At 50.7% G+C, this 23972-nt stretch carries 15 protein-coding genes; 11 read left to right on the top strand and 4 right to left on the bottom strand.

The window, feature by feature from the left end; genetic code table 11:
• Positions 1 to 27: 27 nt before the first annotated feature.
• A complete protein-coding gene (locus JAO79_RS15570) occupies positions 28 to 1083 on the bottom strand; it encodes an NAD(P)-dependent alcohol dehydrogenase (RefSeq protein WP_199008151.1) in 1056 nt (351 codons plus the stop codon).
• 117 nt (positions 1084 to 1200) lie between these two features.
• Here JAO79_RS15570 and JAO79_RS15565 point away from each other — a divergent pair, with 117 nt between their 5' ends.
• From JAO79_RS15565 to ccoG, 4 genes are all read left to right on the top strand, one after another.
• Positions 1201 to 1782, top strand: coding sequence for a hypothetical protein (locus tag JAO79_RS15565; protein WP_227664735.1), 582 nt, complete (start codon positions 1201 to 1203; stop codon positions 1780 to 1782).
• A gap of 117 nt (positions 1783 to 1899) precedes the next feature.
• Entirely contained in the window at positions 1900 to 3354 is a 1455-nt protein-coding gene (locus JAO79_RS15560) for a malate:quinone oxidoreductase (protein WP_199008150.1), read from the top strand.
• 117 nt (positions 3355 to 3471) lie between these two features.
• Positions 3472 to 4878: a PLP-dependent aminotransferase family protein gene (locus JAO79_RS15555; RefSeq protein ID WP_199008149.1), complete on the top strand. Its 1407-nt coding sequence runs from the start codon at positions 3472 to 3474 to the stop codon at positions 4876 to 4878.
• Positions 4879 to 4988: 110 nt separating this feature from the next.
• Positions 4989 to 6389: a cytochrome c oxidase accessory protein CcoG gene (ccoG, locus tag JAO79_RS15550; RefSeq protein ID WP_199008148.1), complete on the top strand. Its 1401-nt coding sequence runs from the start codon at positions 4989 to 4991 to the stop codon at positions 6387 to 6389.
• 21 nt (positions 6390 to 6410) lie between these two features.
• Here ccoG and JAO79_RS15545 read toward each other — a convergent pair whose 3' ends face one another.
• Positions 6411 to 7682 (bottom strand): tyrosine-type recombinase/integrase, encoded by a 1272-nt coding sequence (locus JAO79_RS15545; protein WP_199008147.1) that lies wholly within the window; start codon positions 7680 to 7682, stop codon positions 6411 to 6413.
• Positions 7683 to 7923: 241 nt separating this feature from the next.
• On the opposite strand from JAO79_RS15545, the gene JAO79_RS15540 reads away from it, so the two are divergent.
• Entirely contained in the window at positions 7924 to 9639 is a 1716-nt protein-coding gene (locus JAO79_RS15540; protein ID WP_199008146.1) for a protein adenylyltransferase SelO, read from the top strand.
• Between the two features lie 115 nt (positions 9640 to 9754).
• Here JAO79_RS15540 and JAO79_RS15535 read toward each other — a convergent pair whose 3' ends face one another.
• Complete coding sequence (locus tag JAO79_RS15535) at positions 9755 to 12784, bottom strand: response regulator (protein ID WP_199008145.1); 3030 nt, start codon at positions 12782 to 12784, stop codon at positions 9755 to 9757.
• Positions 12785 to 13054: 270 nt separating this feature from the next.
• Between JAO79_RS15535 and JAO79_RS15530 the strand changes: the two genes are divergently transcribed.
• From JAO79_RS15530 to JAO79_RS15515, 4 genes are all read left to right on the top strand, one after another.
• Positions 13055 to 13894 (top strand): phosphate/phosphite/phosphonate ABC transporter substrate-binding protein, encoded by an 840-nt coding sequence (locus tag JAO79_RS15530; RefSeq protein WP_199008144.1) that lies wholly within the window; start codon positions 13055 to 13057, stop codon positions 13892 to 13894.
• Positions 13895 to 13934: 40 nt separating this feature from the next.
• Entirely contained in the window at positions 13935 to 17030 is a 3096-nt protein-coding gene (locus JAO79_RS15525) for a PAS domain S-box protein (RefSeq protein WP_199008143.1), read from the top strand.
• Positions 17031 to 17044: 14 nt separating this feature from the next.
• Positions 17045 to 18508 carry a sigma-54-dependent transcriptional regulator gene (locus JAO79_RS15520; RefSeq protein WP_199008142.1) on the top strand — a complete coding sequence of 488 codons (1464 nt, stop codon included), beginning with the start codon at positions 17045 to 17047 and terminating at the stop codon, positions 18506 to 18508.
• A gap of 131 nt (positions 18509 to 18639) precedes the next feature.
• Entirely contained in the window at positions 18640 to 20778 is a 2139-nt protein-coding gene (locus JAO79_RS15515; protein ID WP_199008141.1) for an EAL domain-containing protein, read from the top strand.
• Positions 20779 to 20886: 108 nt separating this feature from the next.
• Here the strand turns inward: JAO79_RS15515 and JAO79_RS15510 are convergent.
• Positions 20887 to 22364 (bottom strand): IS1182 family transposase gene (locus JAO79_RS15510; protein WP_227664733.1). Its coding sequence is split into 2 segments (ribosomal slippage): positions 20887 to 21521 and positions 21521 to 22364, totalling 1479 coding nucleotides; the frame shifts between segments, so codons are not numbered across the junction.
• 346 nt (positions 22365 to 22710) lie between these two features.
• Between JAO79_RS15510 and JAO79_RS15505 the strand changes: the two genes are divergently transcribed.
• Positions 22711 to 23091, top strand: a complete 381-nt coding sequence (locus tag JAO79_RS15505) for a hypothetical protein (protein ID WP_199008140.1) — start codon at positions 22711 to 22713, stop codon at positions 23089 to 23091.
• 70 nt (positions 23092 to 23161) lie between these two features.
• A complete protein-coding gene (locus JAO79_RS15500) occupies positions 23162 to 23911 on the top strand; it encodes a hypothetical protein (RefSeq protein WP_199008139.1) in 750 nt (249 codons plus the stop codon).
• Positions 23912 to 23972 lie beyond the last annotated feature (61 nt).

The following is a 23972-nucleotide window of genomic DNA, read 5'->3' as shown; positions in this document are numbered from 1 at the left end:
CACCGGAATGGTTATTAGCGGTTCGTCTCAGCCCGATTTCAGGGTGTTCATGTCAATCACAAAGCGGTATTTCACATCGCCTTTCTTCATGCGCACGTAGGCATCGTTAATATTGCGAATATCCAGCATCTCCACATCGCAGCTGATGTCGTGCTCCGCACAAAAATCCAGAACCTCCTGGGTTTCCGGCATTCCGCCGATTAAAGATCCGGCAATCACCCGCCGTTTTAGCAGCAACAGTCCAGCGTTCACCGGCGGCTCAATGGCGGAAAGAAGCCCCACAAGAATGTGGGTGCCATCGTGTTTCAGGCACTTCAGGTACGGATTCAGGTCGTGGGCAACGGGAATCGTGTCGAGCAAGAAATCGAACGAATTTGAAACCGCTTTCATCTGGCTGCGATCGGTTGAAACCACCACGTGGTCGGCACCTTGTTTTTTGGCTTCGGCGACTTTGCTTTCAGACCGGGTGAACAGCGTCACTTCAGCTCCGAGTGCTTTTGCAAATTTGACACCCATGTGGCCGAGCCCCCCCATACCAACAACGCCCACCTTATGGCCTTTCCTGACGTTGTAGTGTTTCAGTGGCGAATAGGTGGTAATGCCGGCACACAGCAGGGGCGCTGCGCTGGCCGGATCGAGATTTTCAGGGACCCGCACTACAAAGCGTTCACTGACAACAATGTTGTCGGAATAACCGCCCATGGTGACCGAACCGTCGTGACGATCTATGCCGCCGTAGGTTGCGGTCATGCCTTCATCGCAATACTGCTCAAGCCCGGAATCACAGGCGGAACAGCTACGGCAGCTGTCCACCATGCAGCCAACCCCCACCAGATCACCGCTTTTATAGTTGGTTACAGCGGAGCCTACGGCCGTCACTCGGCCAATAATCTCGTGGCCGGGGACCACCGGATACTGCGAACCGCCCCAATCGTTTTCGACCACGTGAACATCGCTGTGGCATACCCCACAGTAATCAATCTCGATGGCGACATCGTCGTCACGAAGAGCGCGGCGCTCGAAGTTGTAAGGGGCCAATCCGGAATCTTCTGATTGTGCCGCGTAGGCCTGAGTAATGCCCATGTAAATCTCCTCGTTAATTGCATGTTTTTATACCGGGCTCACGGTACTTGAACTTGAATATAGATAACGTCACGTGTAACGAAATGTAAGTCCACCTCAACCATCACCCGGGATGACATGATGAGAGTTCGCCTGACATACACGAAAACCAAGCTTGCTGCGGTTGGTGCAGTTTGCACATTAATGCTCGCCGGATGTATGCCCGGAACCATCGCTACAACAGTGGGCACGGGATACGTGTACGAGCAGAAACAGGATCAAAAATACAAGCACGATGTAGAACGGGCTGTCGATCAATACCAGCAAGATCACGCCAACTCGCCCTGTCAGCATGGCGAAGACCGCATTATGGAGCCTGCCATCAAGATCATCAAAGAACACCGTTTAACCGGTGTAAATGAAGTGATTGAACGTTTGGATACTATTTATAACGACCATTCGCTGCCTGACAATGTCCGTGCCGGGGCGCTGTACAATATGGCGGTCCTGGAATCGCGCCGGAAACACCCGAACAAAGGTAAAGCCAGGGACTATTTCAAGCAGCTCTACGCCGAGTTTCCCAATGAATACCGCTGTATCTTTGTGGAGTCAGATTGGCGAGACCGGATGATCGAAAAGCAATTACTTTTGCCCGGTGAAACTGTGGATTCGTTTCTAGAGGACGCACGCCGCGATGCCGAGCGGCGTCGGGCCCGGTAAATGGGTTAAGCTGCCGGTGTGATCTCGGTGCACCGGCACGCTCACGGGTTCCGTGCTACTTTTGAGGTAAGGGCTGAAAAATCAGTCGTGTAAACTCATCGGAAGCGAGTGGAATCTATGAACCTGATCATCATCGGTGCCGGCATTATGGGGACCACCCTTGCGGTGCTGGCAAAAGAGATGGTTCCCAATCTTGAAGTGACGATTCTTGAGCGTCTGGATGGTCCGGGAGCGGGCAACTCCTGGGCATTCAACAACGCGGGGACCGGCCACGAGGCTAACTGCGAGCTGAATTACACCCCGGTTGACGAAGAGGTTATCTCCGTCGAGAAAGCACTAAAGATTCACGCTCAATTCAATGTGGCCAAACAGTTCTGGGCTTACCTTGTTCGTAAAGGAGCCATCGAAGACCCTTCATCGTTCATCAACCCCACCAAGCATTGCACCATCGTTTCCGAGCCGTCGATCAGCATGTTGAGACTACGCTTCAAAGAGATGTCTGGTCACCATTTCTTTGAGCACATGAAGTATTCTGAAGACTTCGATGAAATCAAAAGTTGGATTCCTTTCACCATGGAAGGGCGCTCTCGGGACGAGAAAATGGCTGCGACAGCCATTGAGACCGGAACTGACGTTAATTTTGGCGCGCTTACCGAACAAATGGCGGCTTACGCGGTGCGTGAGCTAGGTGTTCAAATCGAGTTTGGCACCCATGTCAGGCGGGTGCACAGAAGCCCGGCGGGTCAGTGGCTAATTGAGGCCCAAAACGATGCGGGGCCTGTTCAGCATAAAGCGGATGTGCTGTTTGTAGGAGCGGGCGGTGGTGCTTTCCCCATTCTCAAGAAGAGCTTGTTGCCGTTTCGTAGTCGGTTCACCGGCTTTCCTGTAGGTGGGCGTTTCCTGCAGGCACCGATCACACCGGAGCAAGCCGAGCAATATCGCGCGAAAACCTACGGCAAAGCGGAAGTGGGCGCGCCGCCCATGTCTGTACCGCATCTGGATTTACGCCTGGTGGATGGGCAGCATTATCTGTTGTTTGGGCCTTTCGCTTCCTTTAAGCCAGTGCTTGAAAAAGGCCGCGGCTTTTTCGATTACCTATCTTCATTGCGGTTGCACGACATTCCGGGGTTGTTGAACGTCACGCTCGACCACTTTCCGTTAGTGAAGTATCTGGTATCCGAGAGCTTTAAAGGCAAGAAAAGCATGTTCGCCGAGCTTGAAAAGTTTGCGCCGGGCCTGGGTGATAAATTCGACTGGGCGCCGATCGAAGCGGGGCAGCGCGTGCAAATAATTAAAGACGGCGCTCTGCAGATGGGTACAGAAATCATTGTCTCCACCGATAGAACTTACTCAACACTGCTCGGCGCATCGCCAGGGGCCTCGGTCTCACCGGAGGTTATGCTGCGCTGCTTGGAGCGATTGTTTCCATCGGTTTTAGCGGATGAAAGTGCTGTGCGCAAAAAATCAGAGATGTTCCCTGAAGATGATCTTGAAGTTTTGGCCCGCGACCCAGACCGTTACCGCGAGATTCGTGATTCGGTCAACCAGACATTGCGTATAACCACTCCCTAAATGCAAAACGTGATTCACTCATCGCGTTTGTCGGAGTAGCAGGATCTCACCTTAAACCTGGCAGCAAGCTAAGGTCCATGTCACTATGGCCCGACGTTGTACCTTTGAGCCAACACCATGGACCATAGCCTCCCTAAGTACCAGTTGCTGGAAGATGAAATAGAACAAGGCATCGTGGATGGCCGGTGGAAATGTGGCGAGCGATTACCGTCCATCAGAACGCTGTGCGACCTGCACGGTTGCGCAAAGATAACCATTCAGCACGCACTGCAACGGCTGGAAGCCAAAGGATTGATCGAATCCCGGGAGCGCGCCGGATTCTTCGTCACCTATGAGAAAGAGAAATTCGATACGCCCTGCCGGATGGAATGTATTGAATCACCCAAACCAGTATCCGTAAGCGAGCTGTTCCGGGACATTATGACGAGAAGTGCGGCATTTGATCTGACGCCGAATCTCCACACGGGAGAGATGCCCCAAGGCATCGTCCAGCTCAACCGTTCAATTGGACGGGCATTACGGCGTCAGAAAGGCGATTTCCAATACTATGATGAGCCCGCGGGCGATCCCGGCCTAAGACATCAGCTTGCCATGCTATTAGCAAAAAGAGGCTGGACTGGAGATGCTTCAGAAGTCTGCATAACCTCTGGATGCCAGCAATCTATATTTTTGGCCTTGCTTACGGTTTGTTCTGAAGGCGATGTTGTCGCCGTAGAATCACCGGGCTTCTATGGGGTTCTTCAATTGCTGGAGCAATTGAAATTAAAGGTCATCGAGGTGCCAACCTCCTTGCAAACAGGCATGGATATAAATGCCCTCTCAGACATTTTGAATCAATGGAACGTCCGTGCTTGCGTCGTGCAACCCGCTTTTGCAACACCGGGGGGCTCGGTCATGCCCAGAGCGGCCCGAACGCGATTAATCGAACTCGCTGAGGAGCACGACCTCGCCATTATTGAGGATGATATATACGCCGAAACGGGCTGGGCTGGCATACCGGACACTCTCAAATCTCTGGATCATTCAGGCCGGGTGATTCATTGCAGCTCGCTGTCAAAAGTACTTTCACGAGATCTTAGGCTCGGCTGGGTATGCGGGGGGCGGTGGCACTCTGCCATTCTTCAAATGAAGCTTACCTCGCAGCTCGCAAGTAGTCGTTTTGTTCAGCAAGGTGTCGAAACGTATATCAAAGAAGGCGATTTCGCGGCTTTTCTGCGCAAACTTCGCTTTCGCTTACGAAAGCAGAGAGACCAGTTACTAGAACATTTGGCTAATTGCCCACTGGCGGTGCGGACGACGGCGCCTCAGGGTGGTCTAGCCGTTTGGGTCGAATTTCCAGGAGCGATCAACACAATCGATATCTATTCTAAAGCGCTGGATGAGGGCATCGTCATCACGCCAGGAAACCTCTTCTCAGGGTCAGACAGATTCGGCAATTGCCTGAGAATCAGTTTTGCACACCCATGGGATAACCAACGGACGCGAGCGTTGACGCGCATATTGGAACTGGTTCAAGATCCGTGATGGTTCGCTGTACCTATAAAACTTAAAAAAGTTGTGCCTGTCTCTACTTGTATCAAACCTCCATACTTTCCCGATCAGTTTCATACAACTTTTGGGAAGGTAAACGGTCAATGAATCGACTGATCCCGGTCACACAGGTTACTCCGAGTTCTCCGCGAAGTCGGCCGTCCAACAAGATTTACCCACGTAGCTTTTCAGGTATATTCCGAAAAACCCGCATGAGCGGCGGCGCCATTCTGTTTGCTTTGTATTTTGGAACCGTCTGGTTGAACTGGGGCGAACGGCAGGCTGTTTTATGGGATATCGCAGGCAAAAAATTCCATATATTTAGCGCGACCTACTGGCCGGAAGATCTTGTGTTGTTGTCTGCCATCCTAATCATCTGTGCGTTCGGACTGTTTTTCATAACCACTGTCGCAGGTCGAGTTTGGTGCGGATACGCCTGCCCGCAAAGTGTTTGGATGTGGATCTTCCTCTGGGCGGAAAAACTGGCCGAGGGTGACCGTCGTCAACGCATGAAACTTGACCAAGCAAGATTGAGCCAGGAAAAAGTCCTAAGGCGATTGGTGAAACACTGTCTTTGGCTACTGATTAGTCTTGCCACTGCGCTGACCTTTGTCGGGTATTTCACCCCGATACGGAATTTAGTACCGGATCTTCTGTCCTTTAATCTCTCCGGTTCTGCACTCTTCTGGGTGTTTTTCTTTACTGCAGCTACATACGTCAATGCTGGCTGGTTTCGAGAAAAAGTATGTCTACACATGTGCCCCTATGGTCGTTTCCAGTCTTCCATGCTTGATAATGAATCGTTGGTTGTCTCGTATGATGCTGCCCGAGGCGACCCTCGCGGTAGCCGATCCAGGGAGGTCAATCCGTCTGCTCAGGGGCTGGGTGATTGTATAGATTGCGAAATGTGTGTGCAGGTGTGTCCGACCGGCATCGATATTCGTGATGGACTACAAATGGAGTGTATTGGATGTGCCGCATGCATCGACGCGTGTGATTCGATCATGGACAAAATGGGCTACCAAACAGGACTGGTTCGTTACGCCAGTCACAACGAGCTGAATACCGGTGTCAGGAATATCCTCCGGCCTCGCCTTGTCGCTTACTTTCTTATACTTGTAACCATGATCGTTTTGTTTTCGTGGGCCTTGGCCACACGACCTCTGTTAACGCTGGAGGTCGAGAGGGACAGGGGGCTCTTCCGTTATAACGGCAAGGGACTCATCGAAAACAGCTACCTGCTTAATTTAACGAATAAATCCAATGAAACGAGACATACCTTCATTAAGGTCTATAGCGCCGAAGGTTTCAACATGCGTGGGCCGGAGGGAGTGACGCTTAACGCTGGCGAACAAAGGGAGATTCCGGTTGTTCTGGAAAACGATCCGTCAAGCATCCTGAGCGCAGTTACCGAGGTTTCGTTTGAAATTAGCTCTTTCGAAGGGCCTGATGGCCGGGTTGTCGCACGTACTACGTTTCTAGCTCCCACACCGATAGAAAGGTAACTTTCATCAGTCGGCAGCGAATTAGACTCTTCGTTTCCTCCCGGCAAAACGCCGCATCGCCTGATCCGAATTCACGTAAACCGATTCGGTAAAGGCGGCGCTGGCATGCCCGAGCTCTTCGCTGATATGCCGGATGTCGGCGCCCGCCTCAATCGCTTGGCTGGCGCCGGTGTGGCGGAGGTAATGCGTTTCTGTACGAATGCTTTCGAGTTGCCGCGCTTCCTCTGAGCGCCCCTCGGCATCCAATCTTTCGACGGCCAGCATGATGGCCTGCTCGTACACTCGCTGGATCTGGCGTTTGCTCAAGGCTCCGCCTTTGGCTGAGGGCAGAATAGGGTGGTTATCTCCCTGCACCGGCATTGCGGTCAAGCAACCAAGGTGTTCCCGCCAGCGGCGAAGATAGGGCAGGTACTCATCGGGCAGAGTGATCGTGCGATCCTTGTCGCCTTTACTGAACACGTAATAGGCCCAGTATTCCTCGCCTTGCACGAACTTGCGTTTGAAATCGCCAAACACTGGCGTTCGTGTGGAGCCACCCTGTCTTTGTCTCGGCGCGAGCTCGCTCACCCTTAAAAACAAAGACTTCATGGTGACCACCACGAACAAATGGCGCTCGTATTTCTTATTTTCATCGGCGGCTAATAACAGTGATTCCAGCAGATAAGCCCACTGCATGTCCGACAGCCTTCGCACATCGGTTTCGGTATCCACGTCGTTGATGGTCTGAACCTTCTGATCGCGCTTGCGCATACCAATCATCGGGTTTTTCTGAATGTAGTCTTGTATCAGCAGATACTTGAAAAAGGTCTGCAGGGCCGTCTTGCTGGCATTAAGCGAGGCCTGCGTAATCGCGTATTTTGCGGCTTCGCCAGACGTTTTCTGCTTGGCCCGCACCGCAAAAGGACGCCACTGCGAGTTGGGTAACCGTAGCCCCTGACGTTCCTGGAACGCGGAGTAGATTCCCGTGCTGATCCAGCTTTTGGGCGGCATGGTCAGGGTTTTGAAGTACGCCGTCACCACGTCGGAATCGGTTTGTGCCAAGCTACGTTTTGAAGTAACCCAAAGATAATTCAGGAAGCGCTGCACCTCGGAGCGGAAGCGAACGAAGGTGCCTGACACATCCGAATATTTCAGCAGGAATTGGCGGGTGATTTCATAGTCTGCACGCACCAATTCCTCGGAAACTCTCAGGGATTTAAAAAACTCGGGTATAGAAGGGTGACGATGGAAATCCCCCTGATCTTCCAGATTTTCGGCAGTATCGAAAAGCGGGTGGCCTGAGAATGATCGCATCTGGAACCTGGTTGAATTCGTGTGGAAGCAATAGGAAGTCGGAAGCTTTAAACTCCATTATTCAGAAAATTACGAAACAATAAAAGACACTTAGAAAATATATTTAAATCAAATTCTAGGACTGAAGACGCGATTCCGCAGCTTCCTCGAAGCGCTCAATTTGGTGGATGTTGATACTCATGTTAGAAGAGGCGGTAGAATGCTCAGATTCCCGCCAACGATTTTTATCCAAGGAGCCTAAATGACAATGCGACGCCACGGTGATTCATCCGCAATGGTATCAACGCTCGCCGATTTGGCCCCGTTGGCGGACTATTCCTTTGTAGACTCGTTGAACCGCGACCCCGAAGGAAGAGAAAACGGTGCCGATCACGAGCCTCGGCAGGTGTACTCTGGGCACTATGTTCCGGTTAAGCCCACGCCGATTGAACACCCCGAATACGTTGCTCACGGCAAAGAGCTTTTTCAAGAACTTGGGTTAGTGGACAGTCTGGCGCAGTCGGACGAATTTATACGGATGTTCTCAGGGGATCTTTCACAGGTTCAGGAGCCACTGCGTAATGTCGGATGGGCCTGTGGCTACGCGCTGTCGATCTACGGCAATGAATTTTACCGGAATTGCCCGTTTCAGACCGGGAATGGTTATGGCGACGGTCGCGCCATTTCCGTCTTGGAGGCAGTCACCAACGGGCAGCGCTGGGAAATGCAGCTCAAAGGGGGAGGGCGTACACCCTATTGCCGAGGCGGCGATGGCCGGGCCGTTCTGCGCTCAAGCGTTAGAGAGTTCCTGGCCCAAGAGCACATGCACGCGCTTGGCGTACCAACCTCAAGGTCGCTAAGTCTGTACGTATCTAAAACCGAGACCGTTCGGCGGCCCTGGTATTCGCAGGGTTCCCGCTCCGTCGATCCTGACATTCTGGTATCCGAGCCCGTGGCCATCACCACTCGTGTAGCGCCATCGTTTATTCGGGTAGGGCAGCTCGAACTCTTTGGTCGTCGCGCCCGAAAGCAAGAACACCCTCGGGCGATGGAGGAGCTCGAAAAACTTGTCTTACATCTGATTGAGCGGGAGTACGGCAACGAGATCAACCCGTCATTGCCTACTCGCGACAAGGTTGTTTTGCTTGCTCGTGAGTTCCGCAGCCGATTGACTTCTCTTGTTGCAAACTGGGTTCGTGTTGGCTATTGCCAGGGCAACTTCAACAGCGACAACTGTGCCGCCGGTGGTTTCACGCTCGACTATGGCCCATTTGGCTTCTGCAATGTGTTCGATCCGCACTATCAGCCCTGGACGGGAGGCGGACAACACTTCGCGTTTCTGAATCAACCGGCAGCTGCAGAACGCAATTTTCATTCGTTTTGTGTCGCTATCCAGCCGTTACTGGAAGGGCATCCTGATTGTTTAGAGCATTTGGATGAAATTCAAGGCGATTTCCCAGAGGTCATGCAAAAACAAATGGAACAGATGTGGGCAGCCAAGCTTGGTCTTGAACGTTTTGATTCAGATCTATTCTCGGAGCTGGCTACGTTGATGGTAAAAACACCGGTCGATTACACCATGTTCTTCCGGGAACTTTCGTCGTTGCCAAAAAGCATTGAACCACTCAAGCAAAGCTTCTACGCAAGCCAGGCCGACGCCACAGATTCCCAAGCTCTAAACGAACGTTGGTCTGTGTGGCTCGAAAAATGGAATTCGCTTATTGAATCCTATAAGCGAGACCAGCTCTCCAGCCAGATGAAACGGGTGAATCCCAAGTACAGTTTGAAAGACTGGTACGTGGTGCCTGCGTATCAGCAGGCGGCTGCGGGTGACTACACGTTGCTTCGAGAATTGCAGGATGTGATGACGCAGCCCTACGCTGAGCAAACGGATGCTATCGAAGCGAAATACTACCGATTAAAGCCATTGGAGCTTTTTGATGTTGGTGGGTGGTCGCATTATAGCTGTTCGTCGTGATTGGGTAGACGGCCGGCAAGCGTACAGGAGCGTCTTCAGGACACATCGTGACCCTCGAAGGGCTAAGGATTGCGATCCGCTCATTTGAGTTGGTGCATGGAAAACGACAACGTCTTCATTCACGGTGCGTTCGCAGTCCCCATTTGTTTAGCATTTTTATCAGAGTGTTCTTATTGAGTGGTTTGGCGAGATAATCGTCCATACCCGACTCAAGAAATTTGTCTCTATCACCGGGCATAGCATTTGCGGTCAGGGCGATAATGGGAACCCGGCCAGCCTTGTCCGATCGACGAATTTTGTTGGTTGCCTCAATACCGTCCATTTCAGGCATGAAAATATCCATAAGGATTATGTCGTACTCAAAGTTTTCAGCCGCCTGGACAGCTTCCAATCCATTCCCTGCAACATCCGCGTAATAACCCGTGTTCTGTAACATTGCTCGGAATACGATCTGATTTGCGGGCGAATCCTCGGCAATTAAAACTCTGATGGGCGGATGTGATAACTCGGCAGGGGTACTTACCAGGGAATCTTCGATCTGTTCGTGTTTTTCTGAAACTTCGCTTACTTGAAACGGAATTCTAAGTTCGAAGGAAGCCCCATTCCCAATTTCCCCATGTGCGGTAATGGTACCCCCCATTAACTCCACAAGGCGTTTACATATCACGAGTCCAAGGCCGGTGCCCTCATGTTTGCGAGACGCTGTAGAGTCAAGTTGAGAGAACGGTTTAAACAGGGCGCTTGCTTGGTCCGGCGCGAAACCGATTCCGGTATCATCGATACGGAAGCAGAACAGGATCTTTCCTGATGACACTTTCTCTCCAGATAAGGCGAGAGTAACCGATCCAATATCTGTGAATTTAATGCCATTCGACAACAGATTTAGAAGTATTTGTTGAAGACGACCGGCATCCCCCCTGACCATAATGTTTGCTTCAGAGGCGAAATTTTCAACCAGATCAATGTCTTTCTGCTTAGCCTTACTACCACTGAGCTTCAGAGTTTTGCGAGCAATGGCCGCAAGATTGAAGTCGTTGCACTCCAGCTCGAGTTTGTTGGCTTCCATTTTCGAGAGATCAAGAAGTTCATTCAGCAGGTTCAATAAGTGCTCTGCCGAATCGTGGGTCACATCGATGTGTTCTTGGTCTTGCGGCTGTAAACGGCCGCTCAACTGAAGCAAGTTCAACATCCCGAGAATCGCATTGAGAGGCGTCCGTAACTCGTGACTTACGGTTGCAAGAAAAGCAGTTTTTGCGTCATTTGCCGATTCCGCCCGAAGTTTTTCTGATGCAATCTCATGTTCTTTTTTCTTTAATTCGGAAACGTCCGTGTAAGCGATGACCGTGCCACCTGAAGGAACTCGGGACTCGACCGCTCTCAACCAGCGACCATTGGAGAGTGCAAGCTCCAAACCATCTCGACTTGGATTGCTATGGTGAGACACACGCATTTCTCGGAATGCATCGCGAGCCGCTTTTGACTCATCGGGTAGCTGATAAACCCCAGAGTTAATGGTGATATCAAGAATCTGCTCAAATGTTAATCCCAATGAAAGTGGCAGCTTTTCTTGAGAGAAAAACTCGCGATAACGTTTGTTAAAACGAACAAGGCGATCATCGTCGTCATAAACTGCGAAGCCATCGGGTAATGCTTCTATGGCATCTTTGAAGCGGGCGTTGCTATTTGCGAGCGCTTGTCTCGCCGTATCAACAGCTTGCAAATAACGGAATGGTAGGCGCATTAGAGCGTAGATAAATGCGGCCAATGCTAGCGCGCCGCAAATGAGCGAAAGCCACGTGCCTCCCGATATATTACGGAACGTAGGGGCAGAGGGCACGGCAACCCCCAACTCCCAACTCCCTGCTGGCATTGAGATAGTGGCGGACTGGTACGCTCCATTGAATACCGCCTCAGACCCTACGAATGTTTCCCCTTCGCTCCCAAGCCCGTTTCGCCCCCGAATAGCTATATTGAGGTTTGTTGAAACCTCATGGAACTCAGAGATGCTTAAAAGCGTATCTAAGTCGATCAGTACAGTGGCAAACCCCCAGAAACTCTCTCGATCACCGAGCTCAGCTTCCTGACTGGGTAAAAAGACTGGTAGGCGCCCGATCAAGGCAATGCCTCCCTGGATCAATTGCAGTGGACCCGCTATCCATAGTTCACGCATGTCGATTGATTTCTGTGCAACCTCTCTGCGTTTTGGATCCTTTAGAAGATTGTGACCAAGGGCGGGGCTATTGGTGGCTTCAGGCCAAAGAAAGTCGACCACGCCTCCAGGGGCGAGCTGCAAACTTCGAATACCCGAAATGCTTTTACCTAACACGGTAGCGAATGAATGAAAGGTATCTCGATCAATATTTTGGGGGCCCGCTCTAACGAACCCCGCAAGCCCGTGAGTTAAGTGGAGGCGTGAATTCAGCTCGGTCTCCAAGCGACCACGAACATTAAATAGCTGGTCGGCAATCTCTGCCTGTTTTTCCAGGTGTTTTGTTTCCAAAGTGACGAGCTGACTGCGGCTGCCGAGAATCAGAACAGCAAAGAAAATCGTTGCAGCGAACGCAATCGCAACCGGCTTCAAGGAAAGTAGGTTGCTGACTCTTTGAAACAGCTCACTGCATTTGCCTTCTTTGGCGGAGGTTAGTGATTTTGATGTTATAGGGCGGGATACAATCTCTTTGTCAACCATGTCCGCCAGATGGCGTAAAAGCGTGCGGTCTTTTTTTGTAAAGTCGCGGGGCACATGATCAATTAAGCACAAACTGCCAAGCACATATCCCTCAGGGGAGTGAATCGGGTGCCCCGCATAGAATCTTAAACTCAAGCTACCGTTAACCAAGGGATTGTCGTAAAAGCGCTCATCTTCCAACGCATTCTCCACGACAAGAACCTTCCCTGAGTGCAATATGTGGGAACAGAACGAAATATCTCTTGATGTTTCTGCCAGCTGGATTCCAGATTTGGCCTTGAACCATTGTCTATCTTCATCAACAAGGGAAATCAGCGCGATAGGCACATCGAAAAGCTCTTTTGCCAGAGCAACGATGTGATCGAAGCGTTGCTCGGTTGCTGAATCGAGTAGACCTAAACATAAAAGGGCCTCGAGTCGTTGCGCTTCGTTTTGGGGTAGCTCTGCTTCAATCATGTCGAAGTAACCTTGAAGGTGCGCGAGAGAACCAATCTTCAAACCGTCAAAGCCAGTTTCGTGCCAGCTTCCCTACCTTCATAACTTTCATGATTTAGGCCAGAAAATTCCCACCTTTTCTAAATCTAAGATGCATATTGCTTTGCAATATGCGACAAAAGGAGCGTAATTCAGATTAAAGCTTGATTAAATCTCCTAAACTAAACGATTCATGAAAAATGGTTTGATAAATGCTTGCAAAATTTCATGGAATCAAAAGGAGTTTCCCTCATGAAGTTGTGGCGCATAAAAACACGTTTACCATTTTTCATTCTGCTGCTTGCTTGCGCCCAGCTGGGTAATGCGCAGACTGTGGATGAGCAAACATTATGGTTCGGCATCGTGCCTCAGCAGGCCGCTGAAAAACTCGCAAAACAATGGCTCCCGGTTCTGAAATTGTTGTCTGAAAAGACTGGCTTAAAGTTAGGATTTGCTACGGCCCCAAGCATCCCAGAATTCGAGAAGCGCCTTGCGGATGGCGCATACGACTTCGCTTATATGAACCCGCATCATTTTACTGTGTTCAATGAGCGTCCTGGCTACAGATCGCTCGCACGCCAACGCAATCATGTCATTCATGGGATCATCGTCGTCTCAGCTGACCTCAACATTGAATCGCTTGAAGAATTGGCCGGAAAGAATCTGGCTTTCCCTGCGCCAGGAGCATTCGCGGCAACGCTCATTACCCGGGCCTTTTTGGATAGCCACGCCCCAGGTTATAGCGCAACCTTCGTAAACTCGCATGATTCGGTTTACCGAGCAGTGGCGGAGGGCTTATTCGATGCTGGCGGGGGCATAGTCCGAACATACAATAAGGTAGATGATAGTTTTCGAAAGAAACTCGAAATTCTATGGATATCTCCTGGCTACACTGGCCACGCGTTTGCGGCCCACCCAAGAGTCTCCGATGACGCACTACAGGTGCTACAAGAGGCTATGATTGGAATGGAAGCCACTGTTGAGGGACGTAACCTGCTTGAGTCACTTGGAATGAACGGTTTTCAGAAAGCCTCCGATATGGACTGGGACGATGTAAGATCGCTCGGAATTGAGCGGGTTTCACTCGATTAAAATCAATGGCGAATGTACTAATCAATAAAGGGAAGCGTTCATGTCGTTTAGATGGAAGACAATTCTTGGGATCGCCGCAATCGAGATTATCTTTCTGACGTTTCTTGTCTGGCAAGCAGGAAGTTACATCCACGCTCTAGGCAACGCTGACATCGAAAAGCGGGCCGAAGATACAGTGTCTCTCGCTGGCTCCGTTTTACTTGACTCCCTAATTGATTATGACCTTGCAACGATTGACGAGCAGGTGCAACAAATTGCAGCACTGGATGGTGTGGATTATGTAGAACTAAATGGGCACGGCAAAACGTTGGCATCTTCTTCAATTGAATCAGCTGGCGTTTCGGCTCCGGACGTTAGAATAGATCAAGTTACAGATGGTGTGTACGACGTAGTGCATCCGCTGGAAGTTGCAGGGCAAGAACTTGGCACCCTGAAGATTGGTTTTTCGGTCAAAGAACTCTATGCACTAGCCGCACAAGCCCAAACTCGACTCTATGCGATAGCCGGCTTGGAACTTTTGCTTGTTGCGATCTGCTCATGGCTGCTGGCAGGCTACCTCACAAAAAGAATTCTTCTGCTTCGCGACGCAAGTGATGGATTGCATGCGGGCAAGTCAATCCAACCGATCCCCAGTCACGGTGGTGATGAAATTGCAGAGACAATTCTTGCTTTCAATAGGATGACAACGGCTCTGACCGAACGTGAATTCGCATTAAAAATTGCGAATGACAAATTAAGTGAATCAAACACAAAACTCATTGAGCAGGAAAGAGAAACATTATCTTTATTGAGTGCCGCACCGGACAGCATTGCCGTTTTACACCCGAACGGTTCGGTTGTATTTGCTAACGAGGAATTGTTCAGGCTTATTAATGTCGATAAAAAATCGCTTATGGGAAGGCGTTTGACTGATTTTTTGAGGGTTAGCGATGATGCCACGGTACAGAGGGTTTTGAGTGGTAGTAAGTCTAATCTGAGAAGCTATAAATGTCGGGTGTTAAATTCGAAGGATCAAGAGATTTCTGCTGAGATCAATGCATCTAGATTTGGCTCTCGCGACGGCATCAGAACCATTCTTATCATACGTGACAAAACCCATGAGCAGGAACTGGAAAGTCAGGCGGACTTGCAGGAACGCCTTAAATCTAATTTGGTGGATTCCAGCTTGGATGCGGTCGTCACAATAACCGGCGATGGAAAAGTTATCGATTTCAGCCCGTCGGCGGAAGCACTTTTTGGTTGGCGCAAACAAGAAATTATGGGCCTGCACATGGCTGATTTCCTTATTCCTGAGGACTTAAAGGGTGCCCACGAGAAGGGCATGCGCCATTACCTTGCCACAGGAGAAGGGCCACTTATTGGGCGGAGGGTCGAAACCCAAGCATGCCGTAAAAGCGGTAAGATTTTCCCGGTAGAGCTGGCGCTCACCGCAATTCGAGTAGACTGCGATGTGTATGTTACCGCCACCATCCGAGACATTTCAGAGCGTAAACAACGCGAAGAAGAGCTTATCACCGCCAAAGCAGAAGCGGAGGAAGCATCGAAGGCGAAATCTCGCTTTCTTTCTTACATGAGCCATGAAATTCGTTCGCCAATGAACGCAGTTCTGGGCTCACTTGCGTTGATTCAGGAGCGCGGACAACTAGGGGAATCTGATCAGTATTATCTCGGCCTTGCTAAGGAATCTGGAAATTCTCTGTTGAGCGTCATCAACGAGGTTCTGGATTTTTCCAAGATTGAAGCCGGACATATCCAATTCCCTAAGTCTGCATGCTCATTATCAGATTTAATCAAAGGCGTGCAGTATTCCATACTGGCGAAAGGCACCAAGCCGGAAGTCGGCATCATCTATGAGGTAGCAGACTCTGTTCCCCCAATGATCTCCGTTGATAAAGAACACCTCAGTCAGGTTTTAACTATCCTTCTCGATAACGCCTACAAATTCACTGACGTAGGCGAGATCGTAATTACGGCCGAATGTGGTCCCGGGTCCGAAGAGGGTGACTTCGGACGGCTACGAATACGAGTCCGTGACACGGGCCCCGGTATTCCCTCTGAATGTGCCGAAACCATTTTCTCTGAGTTTGAGCAGACCGATGCCATCAGAGATTCTGGTTTTGGAGGCACCGGGCTTGGCCTCGCGATTGCAAAACGGCTTGTTTTGGGAATGAGTGGGTTTATCACTGTGGAAAGTGAGGTGGGAGCCGGATCTACGTTCAGCGTCGAAATCCCTTTCGATCTTCCCCAGTCTGAGCAGGAACCCACAAGCGGCTCCGGGGTTGAATCAAACGCTTCCATTGAGCTCGATGGCGATAACGGGTTCCTTGATCCTCCGTTAAAACCTAGGATCCTGCTCGTAGACGACGTAGACGCCAATCTCGTTATCGGTTCGGAGCTTTTGAAGAACCGAGGTTACCTGGTTGATAAAGCCAGTAACGGCCGTGAAGCCGTTGAACGTGCCGAAGAAACCGTATACGCAGTCATTCTAATGGACATGAGGATGCCGATCCTGAATGGCCTCGAGGCAACCTTGGCAATACGGAGTTCCTCGGGAAGAAATGCAAACACACCGATCATTGCACTAACCGCCAACGCTGAGAAATCAGAAATCGAACGTTGCCTTGAAGGTGGAATGAACGGTTTTGTCAGCAAACCCTTTGATATTGATCGGCTCCAGCGGACAATCGAGCACTGTCTGGTTGAAGCGAAAGAGGAGAAGCCGGAAATGAAGATTGAAGACGATAGCAATGATCAGGAATTAGAGGTCCTATCCCGGGCAGTACTGGGGCAGCTGATTAAAGATACTTCCGCCGAAAGCTTGCCAATGATGATCTCAGTGTTTATCAACGAGATCAAGAAGCGCACCGAGGGCATCAATGAGGCTGTGAAAAACAAAGATGATATGGAAGTTAGGGAACAAGCCCACGCTCTGAAAAGTTGCGCTGGGACGTTTGGGGGATTAAAACTTCAGGCCATCGCTCAAAATCTCGAGGACCTGGCCAGCCAGTCGAGTGCCACTTTAGATACTGATGCAGTGGCTCGTCTTCAACGTGTGGCGGAACAGACGTTGGTAGCATACTCTGAGTACCGTGAGAGTCTTCCATCATCTTCCATAACCTCTGATCCTTCCGTTTAGCAAAGGAACGTTTTATGCCAGGTGAACACCGTCCAAGTGTGCTTTTGATCGAAGACAGCCCGTCAAACGCCATGGTGTATCAAAGCTACCTCCAAAGTGATTATGCTGTGAGGGTAGCCCATACTGGGGCAGAAGCCCTTGAGCATTTAGCGAACCATGATTTCGACGTCTTGATTACAGACGTCCGATTACCCGACATGAGCGGGCTTAACATCCTGGACAAGGTTAAGAATGACCGACCCTTGCTACCGGTCATCGTGATTACTGCGCATGGTTCCGTGGATATGGTTGTCGACGCCATGCATCGCGGCGCCAGCGATTTTATTTCCAAACCTTTCGATAAGGCCCGATTGGCGGTAACGCTTAGCAATATACTCAAAAAACAGAAATTGGAAGAAGTTGTTCAGCAGTATGAAAAGGTCTACCGACGTGATGAGTTTTATCAAATGATCGGGGCTTCTTTGCCTATGCAGAACGTCTATCGGATCGTTGAAAGCGCTGGCAAGAGTAATGCTTCGGTTTTTATTACCGGCGAAAGCGGCACCGGAAAAGAGCTTTGCTCAGAGGCGCTGCACGCGGAAAGTCCGCGAGCAGCGTCGCCTTTTATTGCGTTGAACTGTGCGGCTATTCCGCGTGAACTTATCGAAAGTGAAATTTTTGGCCACGTGAAAGGCGCATTCACGGGTGCATCTTCTGCACGCGATGGCGCAGCACTGCGGGCCTCAGGAGGAACATTATTTCTTGATGAAATTGGTGAAATGCCATTGGATCTCCAAAGCAAGCTTCTGAGGCTTATCCAATCTGGCACTTTTACGCCGGTCGGAAGCAGTAAAGAGGTCAAGGTTGATATCCGGTTTATTTGTGCAACTAATCGGGATCCGCTGCTTGAGGTCCAGGAGGGGCGTTTTCGTGAAGACCTCTACTACCGGCTGCATGTAATACCCATCCATATGCCGGCACTTCGGGAACGAGGAAGCGATATCATGCTTATTGCGCAGGAGCTGCTGGAGCAATACGCACAGTATGAGAATAAAACGTTTCAAGGCTTCAGCGATGCAGTCGAAAACTTTTTCTTGCAATATAGTTGGCCGGGTAACGTTCGCGAACTGAGTAACGTGATCCGTAATATTGTAGTTCTCAACGACGGCGACATTATCGAGATGTCGATGCTGCCAAACCTTTCGCCTTCCGTGCCAGCAAGGAAAAACGCGGCTTCGGAATATAGCGTGGCGGAACGGGGCAACAGAAGTTCGCTATCAAATTGGAGGGACAAGCAAAGGAGTGAAGACACTCAGGACAGAACCTCCGTCTCAGAAGAAATCTTACCACTCTGGATTCAGGAAAAGCGCATAATCGAGGAAACCATCGAACTATGCGACGGCAATGTTCCAAAAGCTGCAGCTTTTCTGGAGATCAGCGCCTCTACGATCTACCGCAAAAAACAGCAGTGGGATAAAGAGCTGGGGGAAAAACGTTAATTTGAGATGCATTTTGCAAATGATTGTTCATCGTGTACACCTGTGCTTCTAACTTATTGTAAATTAGTTGGTATTTAATTGGCACAGGAAGTGCAGAATCTTTGTCAATACATCATGACGCGGAGATTCTCATGGACACGGACACAACTTCAAACGATTTCTCTTTACCCATTGACTTGCCAGAACGTCATCGTTTGTTGGTTGTGGATGATGATCTCGCAGTTCGCATGGTTTCTCGCCTCGCCCTGACGAAAAAAGGGTACGGGGTTACCGAAGCTTCCGACGGCTACACCGCACTGAGCTGGATGGATTCTCATAAGTTTGATGCCATTCTTCTGGACGCGCGTATGCCGGGGATGGATGGTTTTGAAACTTGCCGGAAGATGCGTGACAAACTCAATGGTGAACCTGTCCCAATCATTATGGTAACTGGGCAAGATGACGACGCCTCGATCGATGCCGCTTTTGAATGCGGCGCAACAGACTTCGTTGTCAAGCCTTTGAACTGGCGCCTTATTTCCCAGCGTCTCGAGTCGCTTATTGGCGCGGGAACCGTTAAGCGGCACCTAAAAAACCGCAGTCATCAGATATCGTCCATGCTAAAAACCTCGTCTGAAACCATGCTGCTTTTGGACGGTGATGGGATCATACAGGGATGTCACCAGATCGCGCGGATGCCTATCGGATTCCGATCACATATGATTGTCGGAAATCACTTTTTGAAATCTCTCCGAGAAGACAGTGCAGAACTGATACTTGCAGCATGGATGCGCGCTCATAAAACGGGAGAATGCGAAAGCTTCATCGTTGAGCACCTCGAGGGTAATGAGTGCCATACGGTCCAAGGTCGGTTCGTTCGGGGGGCAGAGGGAGAGTGGTTGTGTCTCTTGCAAGACCAAAGTGATTCGTTCAATTGCGAACAGCAAACCTATGATTTGACGTTTAAAGACCCAGCAACCGGTTTTGGTAATGAGAAGCAGCTTTTCTTTGAGCTCAACCAACGTCTTCAGGAAAACCGGAAGTCTCACCTTCAAACCGCGATTCTGCGTTTTTCCGCTTCAGATATACGCAGATTTGAGCCGACGATCGGCCGGGAAGGCATGATCACCATTGCTCAGGTCATCGTAGAACGTCTGGAGATCGGGCTGGCCAGTTACCTCAGCACGCTTGCTCCAGAGGCAAAGCGACCTGAGCAGTTGATTGCGAGATTATCTGAATCCGATTTTGTGGTCGTTTTGTCCGCCATTGACGATCTCGGCTTTATTGAAGATCTTTCGAACCTGTTGCTCCGCCGGTTATCGACAATCGTCGAAATTGGTGACCATATTTGCAGTATCGATTGGGCTGTTGGAATCGCTGATACGATCGAGGCCTCGTCTACGGCGGATGGTCTTTTGAGTGCTACGGCTTATGCCATCTATTCGGATTTCGGTTCGTCGAATGGGCATAGGATTCACCGATACAATGCTGAACTCAGAGCAAAAGCTAGACAGGATATTGAATTGGAGCGCCTTCTAAGAAGGGACATTGCCGATGGCGTCCTTGAGATGGCCTACCAACCCAAATTTAATTTATCGAACTTATCGCTCATTGGAATGGAAGCGCTGATTCGATGGAACAATGCAGAGCTGGGCTACGTGTCTCCGGCGCGGTTCATCCCTGTCGCAGAGAAATCAGGGCTCATCATCTCGCTCAGTCATCTGGTCATTGAAAAAGTGTTCGGCCAATTAGCGGCGTGGCGAGACGATGGATTTGAAATGGTACCCATTTCTATAAATATATCCGGCATCCACCTGAATACCAGAACCATCGTTGAGGAATTAGGAGCCGGTATTCAGCAGCGAAGAATCCCGCCGGAGCTCGTCGAGCTCGAAGTTACCGAGAGCATCATGGTTGATGGAGTCGGCAAAGCCTTCAAAAATTTAAACGATTTACGCGCTATGGGCATTAAAGTCGCTATCGACGATTTTGGAACCGGCTATTCTTCGCTGAGCTATTTGAAAGACTTACCTGCAGACTGTTTGAAAATTGATCGAAGTTTTGTCCAGTCGATAACCTCTGATTCAACAGCTGAAGCGATAGCTAGAGCCATCATTACTGTTGGTCATGATGTGAACCTTCATGTGATAGCCGAAGGGGTAGAAACCGAAGAGCAGCTCAACAAACTTGCTGAACTGGGTTGTGACTCAGTGCAGGGGTTCTTTACTGGCCGGCCTGTGCCCAGCGGTGAGTTTGTAACTTTTTTCCAGGATGGGCGGTTGGTGGGGTAGTCGGGGGGTACATAGTTTGTTGAGAGAAGGGGGCATCAGGGATGCCCCGTCAGATTGCTCACGAACCCCGGTTTTTCCGGGGTTCGTTGCGTTTGGGCGCTGTTCAATTCAGTTGGTGATGGATTGAGCCCAATAGTCCCGACCGGATTGCCAATACGCCAGATAGGACAGTTTCCGAGCCCATTCCCGGATTCGCCTCTTTAACCCAGTCATACCAAGGGATTTGAGCCATAAAAGACGCGCCAGGATCTGCGCGATCTTCTTCATGTTCTGGGCTACAGCGGCCAACAGGCACTGCTCGCGCACTTTCGAGAGCCCTCGTAGGCGAGCGTAGCGATGACCATGCAACTGCTTGGCATCGGCGAACGATCGTTCCACGGTTTCCTGTCGTCGTTTATAGAGCGCCTTGCCCCAGGGGGTTAACCGATAACTGTCCGTTCGGTCTTTGCTGTCCTGCCAGACATGCCGGGTCAGTACTTTGACGTGGTTGGCGCTACGCGTGCATTGACTCAGCAGCGGGCAATCTTTGCAGTGCGTGGGGTTGGATTTGTACTCCCGGTAGCCCAGGCGATTGGTGGTAGCGTAGATCAGTTGCTGGCCTTGCGGACAGCGATAGCTGTTGGTCTCGGGATCGTAAGTGAAGGCCCGCTTTGGGAGATAGCCCTTGGGCTTGTTCGGTCGCCGGTAGCCCATGACCCCATAGATACCCCGCTCTTCCAGCCCCTTACAGATGCCGGCGGTGAGTAGCCCGCATCCAGTCCAACGCCCCAGACATCGAAGCCAAAGCGCTCACGTTGGCGATCCAGCCGATCGAGATAGGGACGGCTGTCATGCAGGTTGGCCGGCGTGGCATAACTGTCGGTGATGATGGCGTTGCGGCCATCGACGGTTCGGTGATCCAGGTAGAAGAAGCCTTTGGGCTTGCCTTCCCGAACCATGTAACCACTGTCCGGATCGGTGCGGCTGATCTTGGTGTCTTTGATCTTGGGTGGCTGCTCAGACAGCTTCGTTTTCAGGGGCTTTTTCCCCTGAGCTTTGCGATCACCTTCGATGGCGTCTTCCAGGCTGCCCAGGTAGGCCGCCACCTTCTCCTCCGCCTGTTTCAGATCGTACTTGTTCTTGTTGGCGTTCGCCTTGAGATGCGTGCTGTCGGTATAAAGCACTTCGCCACCAACCAGGTCATAGCCCATCGCCTGAAGCACGATCTCATCGAAGATGTCCTGATAGATACTGCTGTCCTGGAACCGCCGCCGGCGGTTCTGGCTCAGGGTGGAAGCATCTGGAATCTTGTCAGTCAGGTTGAATCGCAAGAACCAGCGATACGCCACGTTGACTTGTATCTCCCGCACCAGCTGCCGCTCACTGCGAATGCCGAACAGATAGCCCAGAAACAGCATCTTGAACAGCACCACCGGATCCAGCGCCGGCCGACCATTGTTCGAGCAGTACAAATGCCGAACCCGATCACGGATGAATTCAAAATCGATGTACTGATCAATCTTGCGAAGAAGGTGGTTGTCAGGGACCAGCGATTCGAGACTAACCATCTCGAGTTCGTGTTGTTGCGGGGACGGCTCTTTGAGCATGGGGCAGCCTCTTAAAAGTCGATGCCCCAATTACAACAAACCCCCGCCGTGCTGGCGAGGGTTTGTCAGCAATCTGAGGGGGCATCAGGGATGCCCCCTTTTTTTCGTATCGAAAACTCATCTCTGCATTGGTGAGGCTACCCTCTAAATAGTCCGCAAATGGGTTCGCAATTTGCAAATCGATGATTCAAAAAAACTTTTTATTTCTTCTGTAGGTATCAAGATAAACTGGTAAGTTGTTGTTTATAAACCATTAAAGTAAGTTGGCACGCATCCTGATACATATGATTTGTGAGCCAAATATCACACATAAGTAATAGAGTTGATCACCTTCGAGGTATAAAAAATGAAAAACATTCAAGCTAGCAAATTGGTTTCAAAGCAAGGTGGATTTGTTCTGACGACTGAGTTGGTCCTTCTTTCCACGGTGCTGGTCATTGGGTTGGTCGCGGGCATGGTCACGATGAGAGACGCGCTGACGGCTGAAATGGAGGATGTCTCCGAAGCAATTGGCCATCTGGATCAGACTTACGCCTTCAACGGAATCGTTAACGGTGAAAATACTGCTGCTGTAGAAGGTTCCGTTTTTGGCGACTCCACAGACGCAAACGCGGGTGACGATGTTGAATTCACTTTCGTAGCGGCGACCCCTCTGGAAGGTGGAAGCACCACCGCAAGCTTAGGCGCATCGGCCGCGGCTAACACAGGCACCGTGAGCGCGCCTTAAAAGATAGTCCTGTGGCCGCGGCTGCCTTCAGCCGCGGCCACAAAAGATCACGTTTCATCGGGGGTGCAGCATGAACAAGAAACTCACAGGAAGCACAACAGCAGCAATCACCATGTTTATGATTTCCGGGGTGTTTGCCAGCGTACTGGGGGTCCGTCAGGTTGAGCGAGTCACTACCCATGAAGTTCTTGGTATTGCCGGAGATTGGCCTGCCGGAGTCAGCATCGAACCTGCAATGATTCAAAAGGTTCGAGTGGACAAACAGGTTGCAGGGGTCAAAGACCCAGCCAACTTGTTAGGGAAACGGCTCGCTAGTGACAAGAAGCACGGCGAAATTTTTCGTCGCAATGAGATTATCGCGCCTCCACGTTCGTGGCTGGCGCAGCAGATTCCTGAAGGACAGGTTCTCTACACTATGAGGCCGCAGGAAGGGGCTATTCCGCACAGTCAGCTTCGCAAAGGGGACCTTTTTGATGTGTTGGCAACGAGCCCGAGTGGTGTGCGCACTTTGGCCAGAAATGTCCGATTAGTGGGTGTCATGTCCGGAAAGGCGGGGCGGCCCTCCAGCGGCAACCCCCTATCATTGGCATCCAGACCGTCAAACGGCTCGAAAGCATCAATGGTCGTGGCCATTGCCCCTGAATACGTCTACCCCCTTGCGAATATCCGGCAAAGTGACGTGGTGTCCATTGTTCTTCATGGGTCCCAGAACGCAACGCCTGACTCGCGAATTCGAATTGATCCTGAGCCCACCCACCGAAATATCGAGATAGTTGCAGGGCTTCATAAGCGTTCGGTCGCTGTTCCCATGACCCGGTAATTCGCCGAGTAAAACAACCCCTTTTCGACCGCTCTGCGGTCGTTTTTTTTGCGAAATGCAA

It is taken from the genome of Marinobacter litoralis (assembly GCF_016427555.1).
Classification (GTDB): domain Bacteria; phylum Pseudomonadota; class Gammaproteobacteria; order Pseudomonadales; family Oleiphilaceae; genus Marinobacter; species Marinobacter litoralis_A.
The sequence above is the reverse complement of the archived record's forward strand: the minus strand, read 5'-3'. Positions and strand labels throughout refer to the sequence as shown.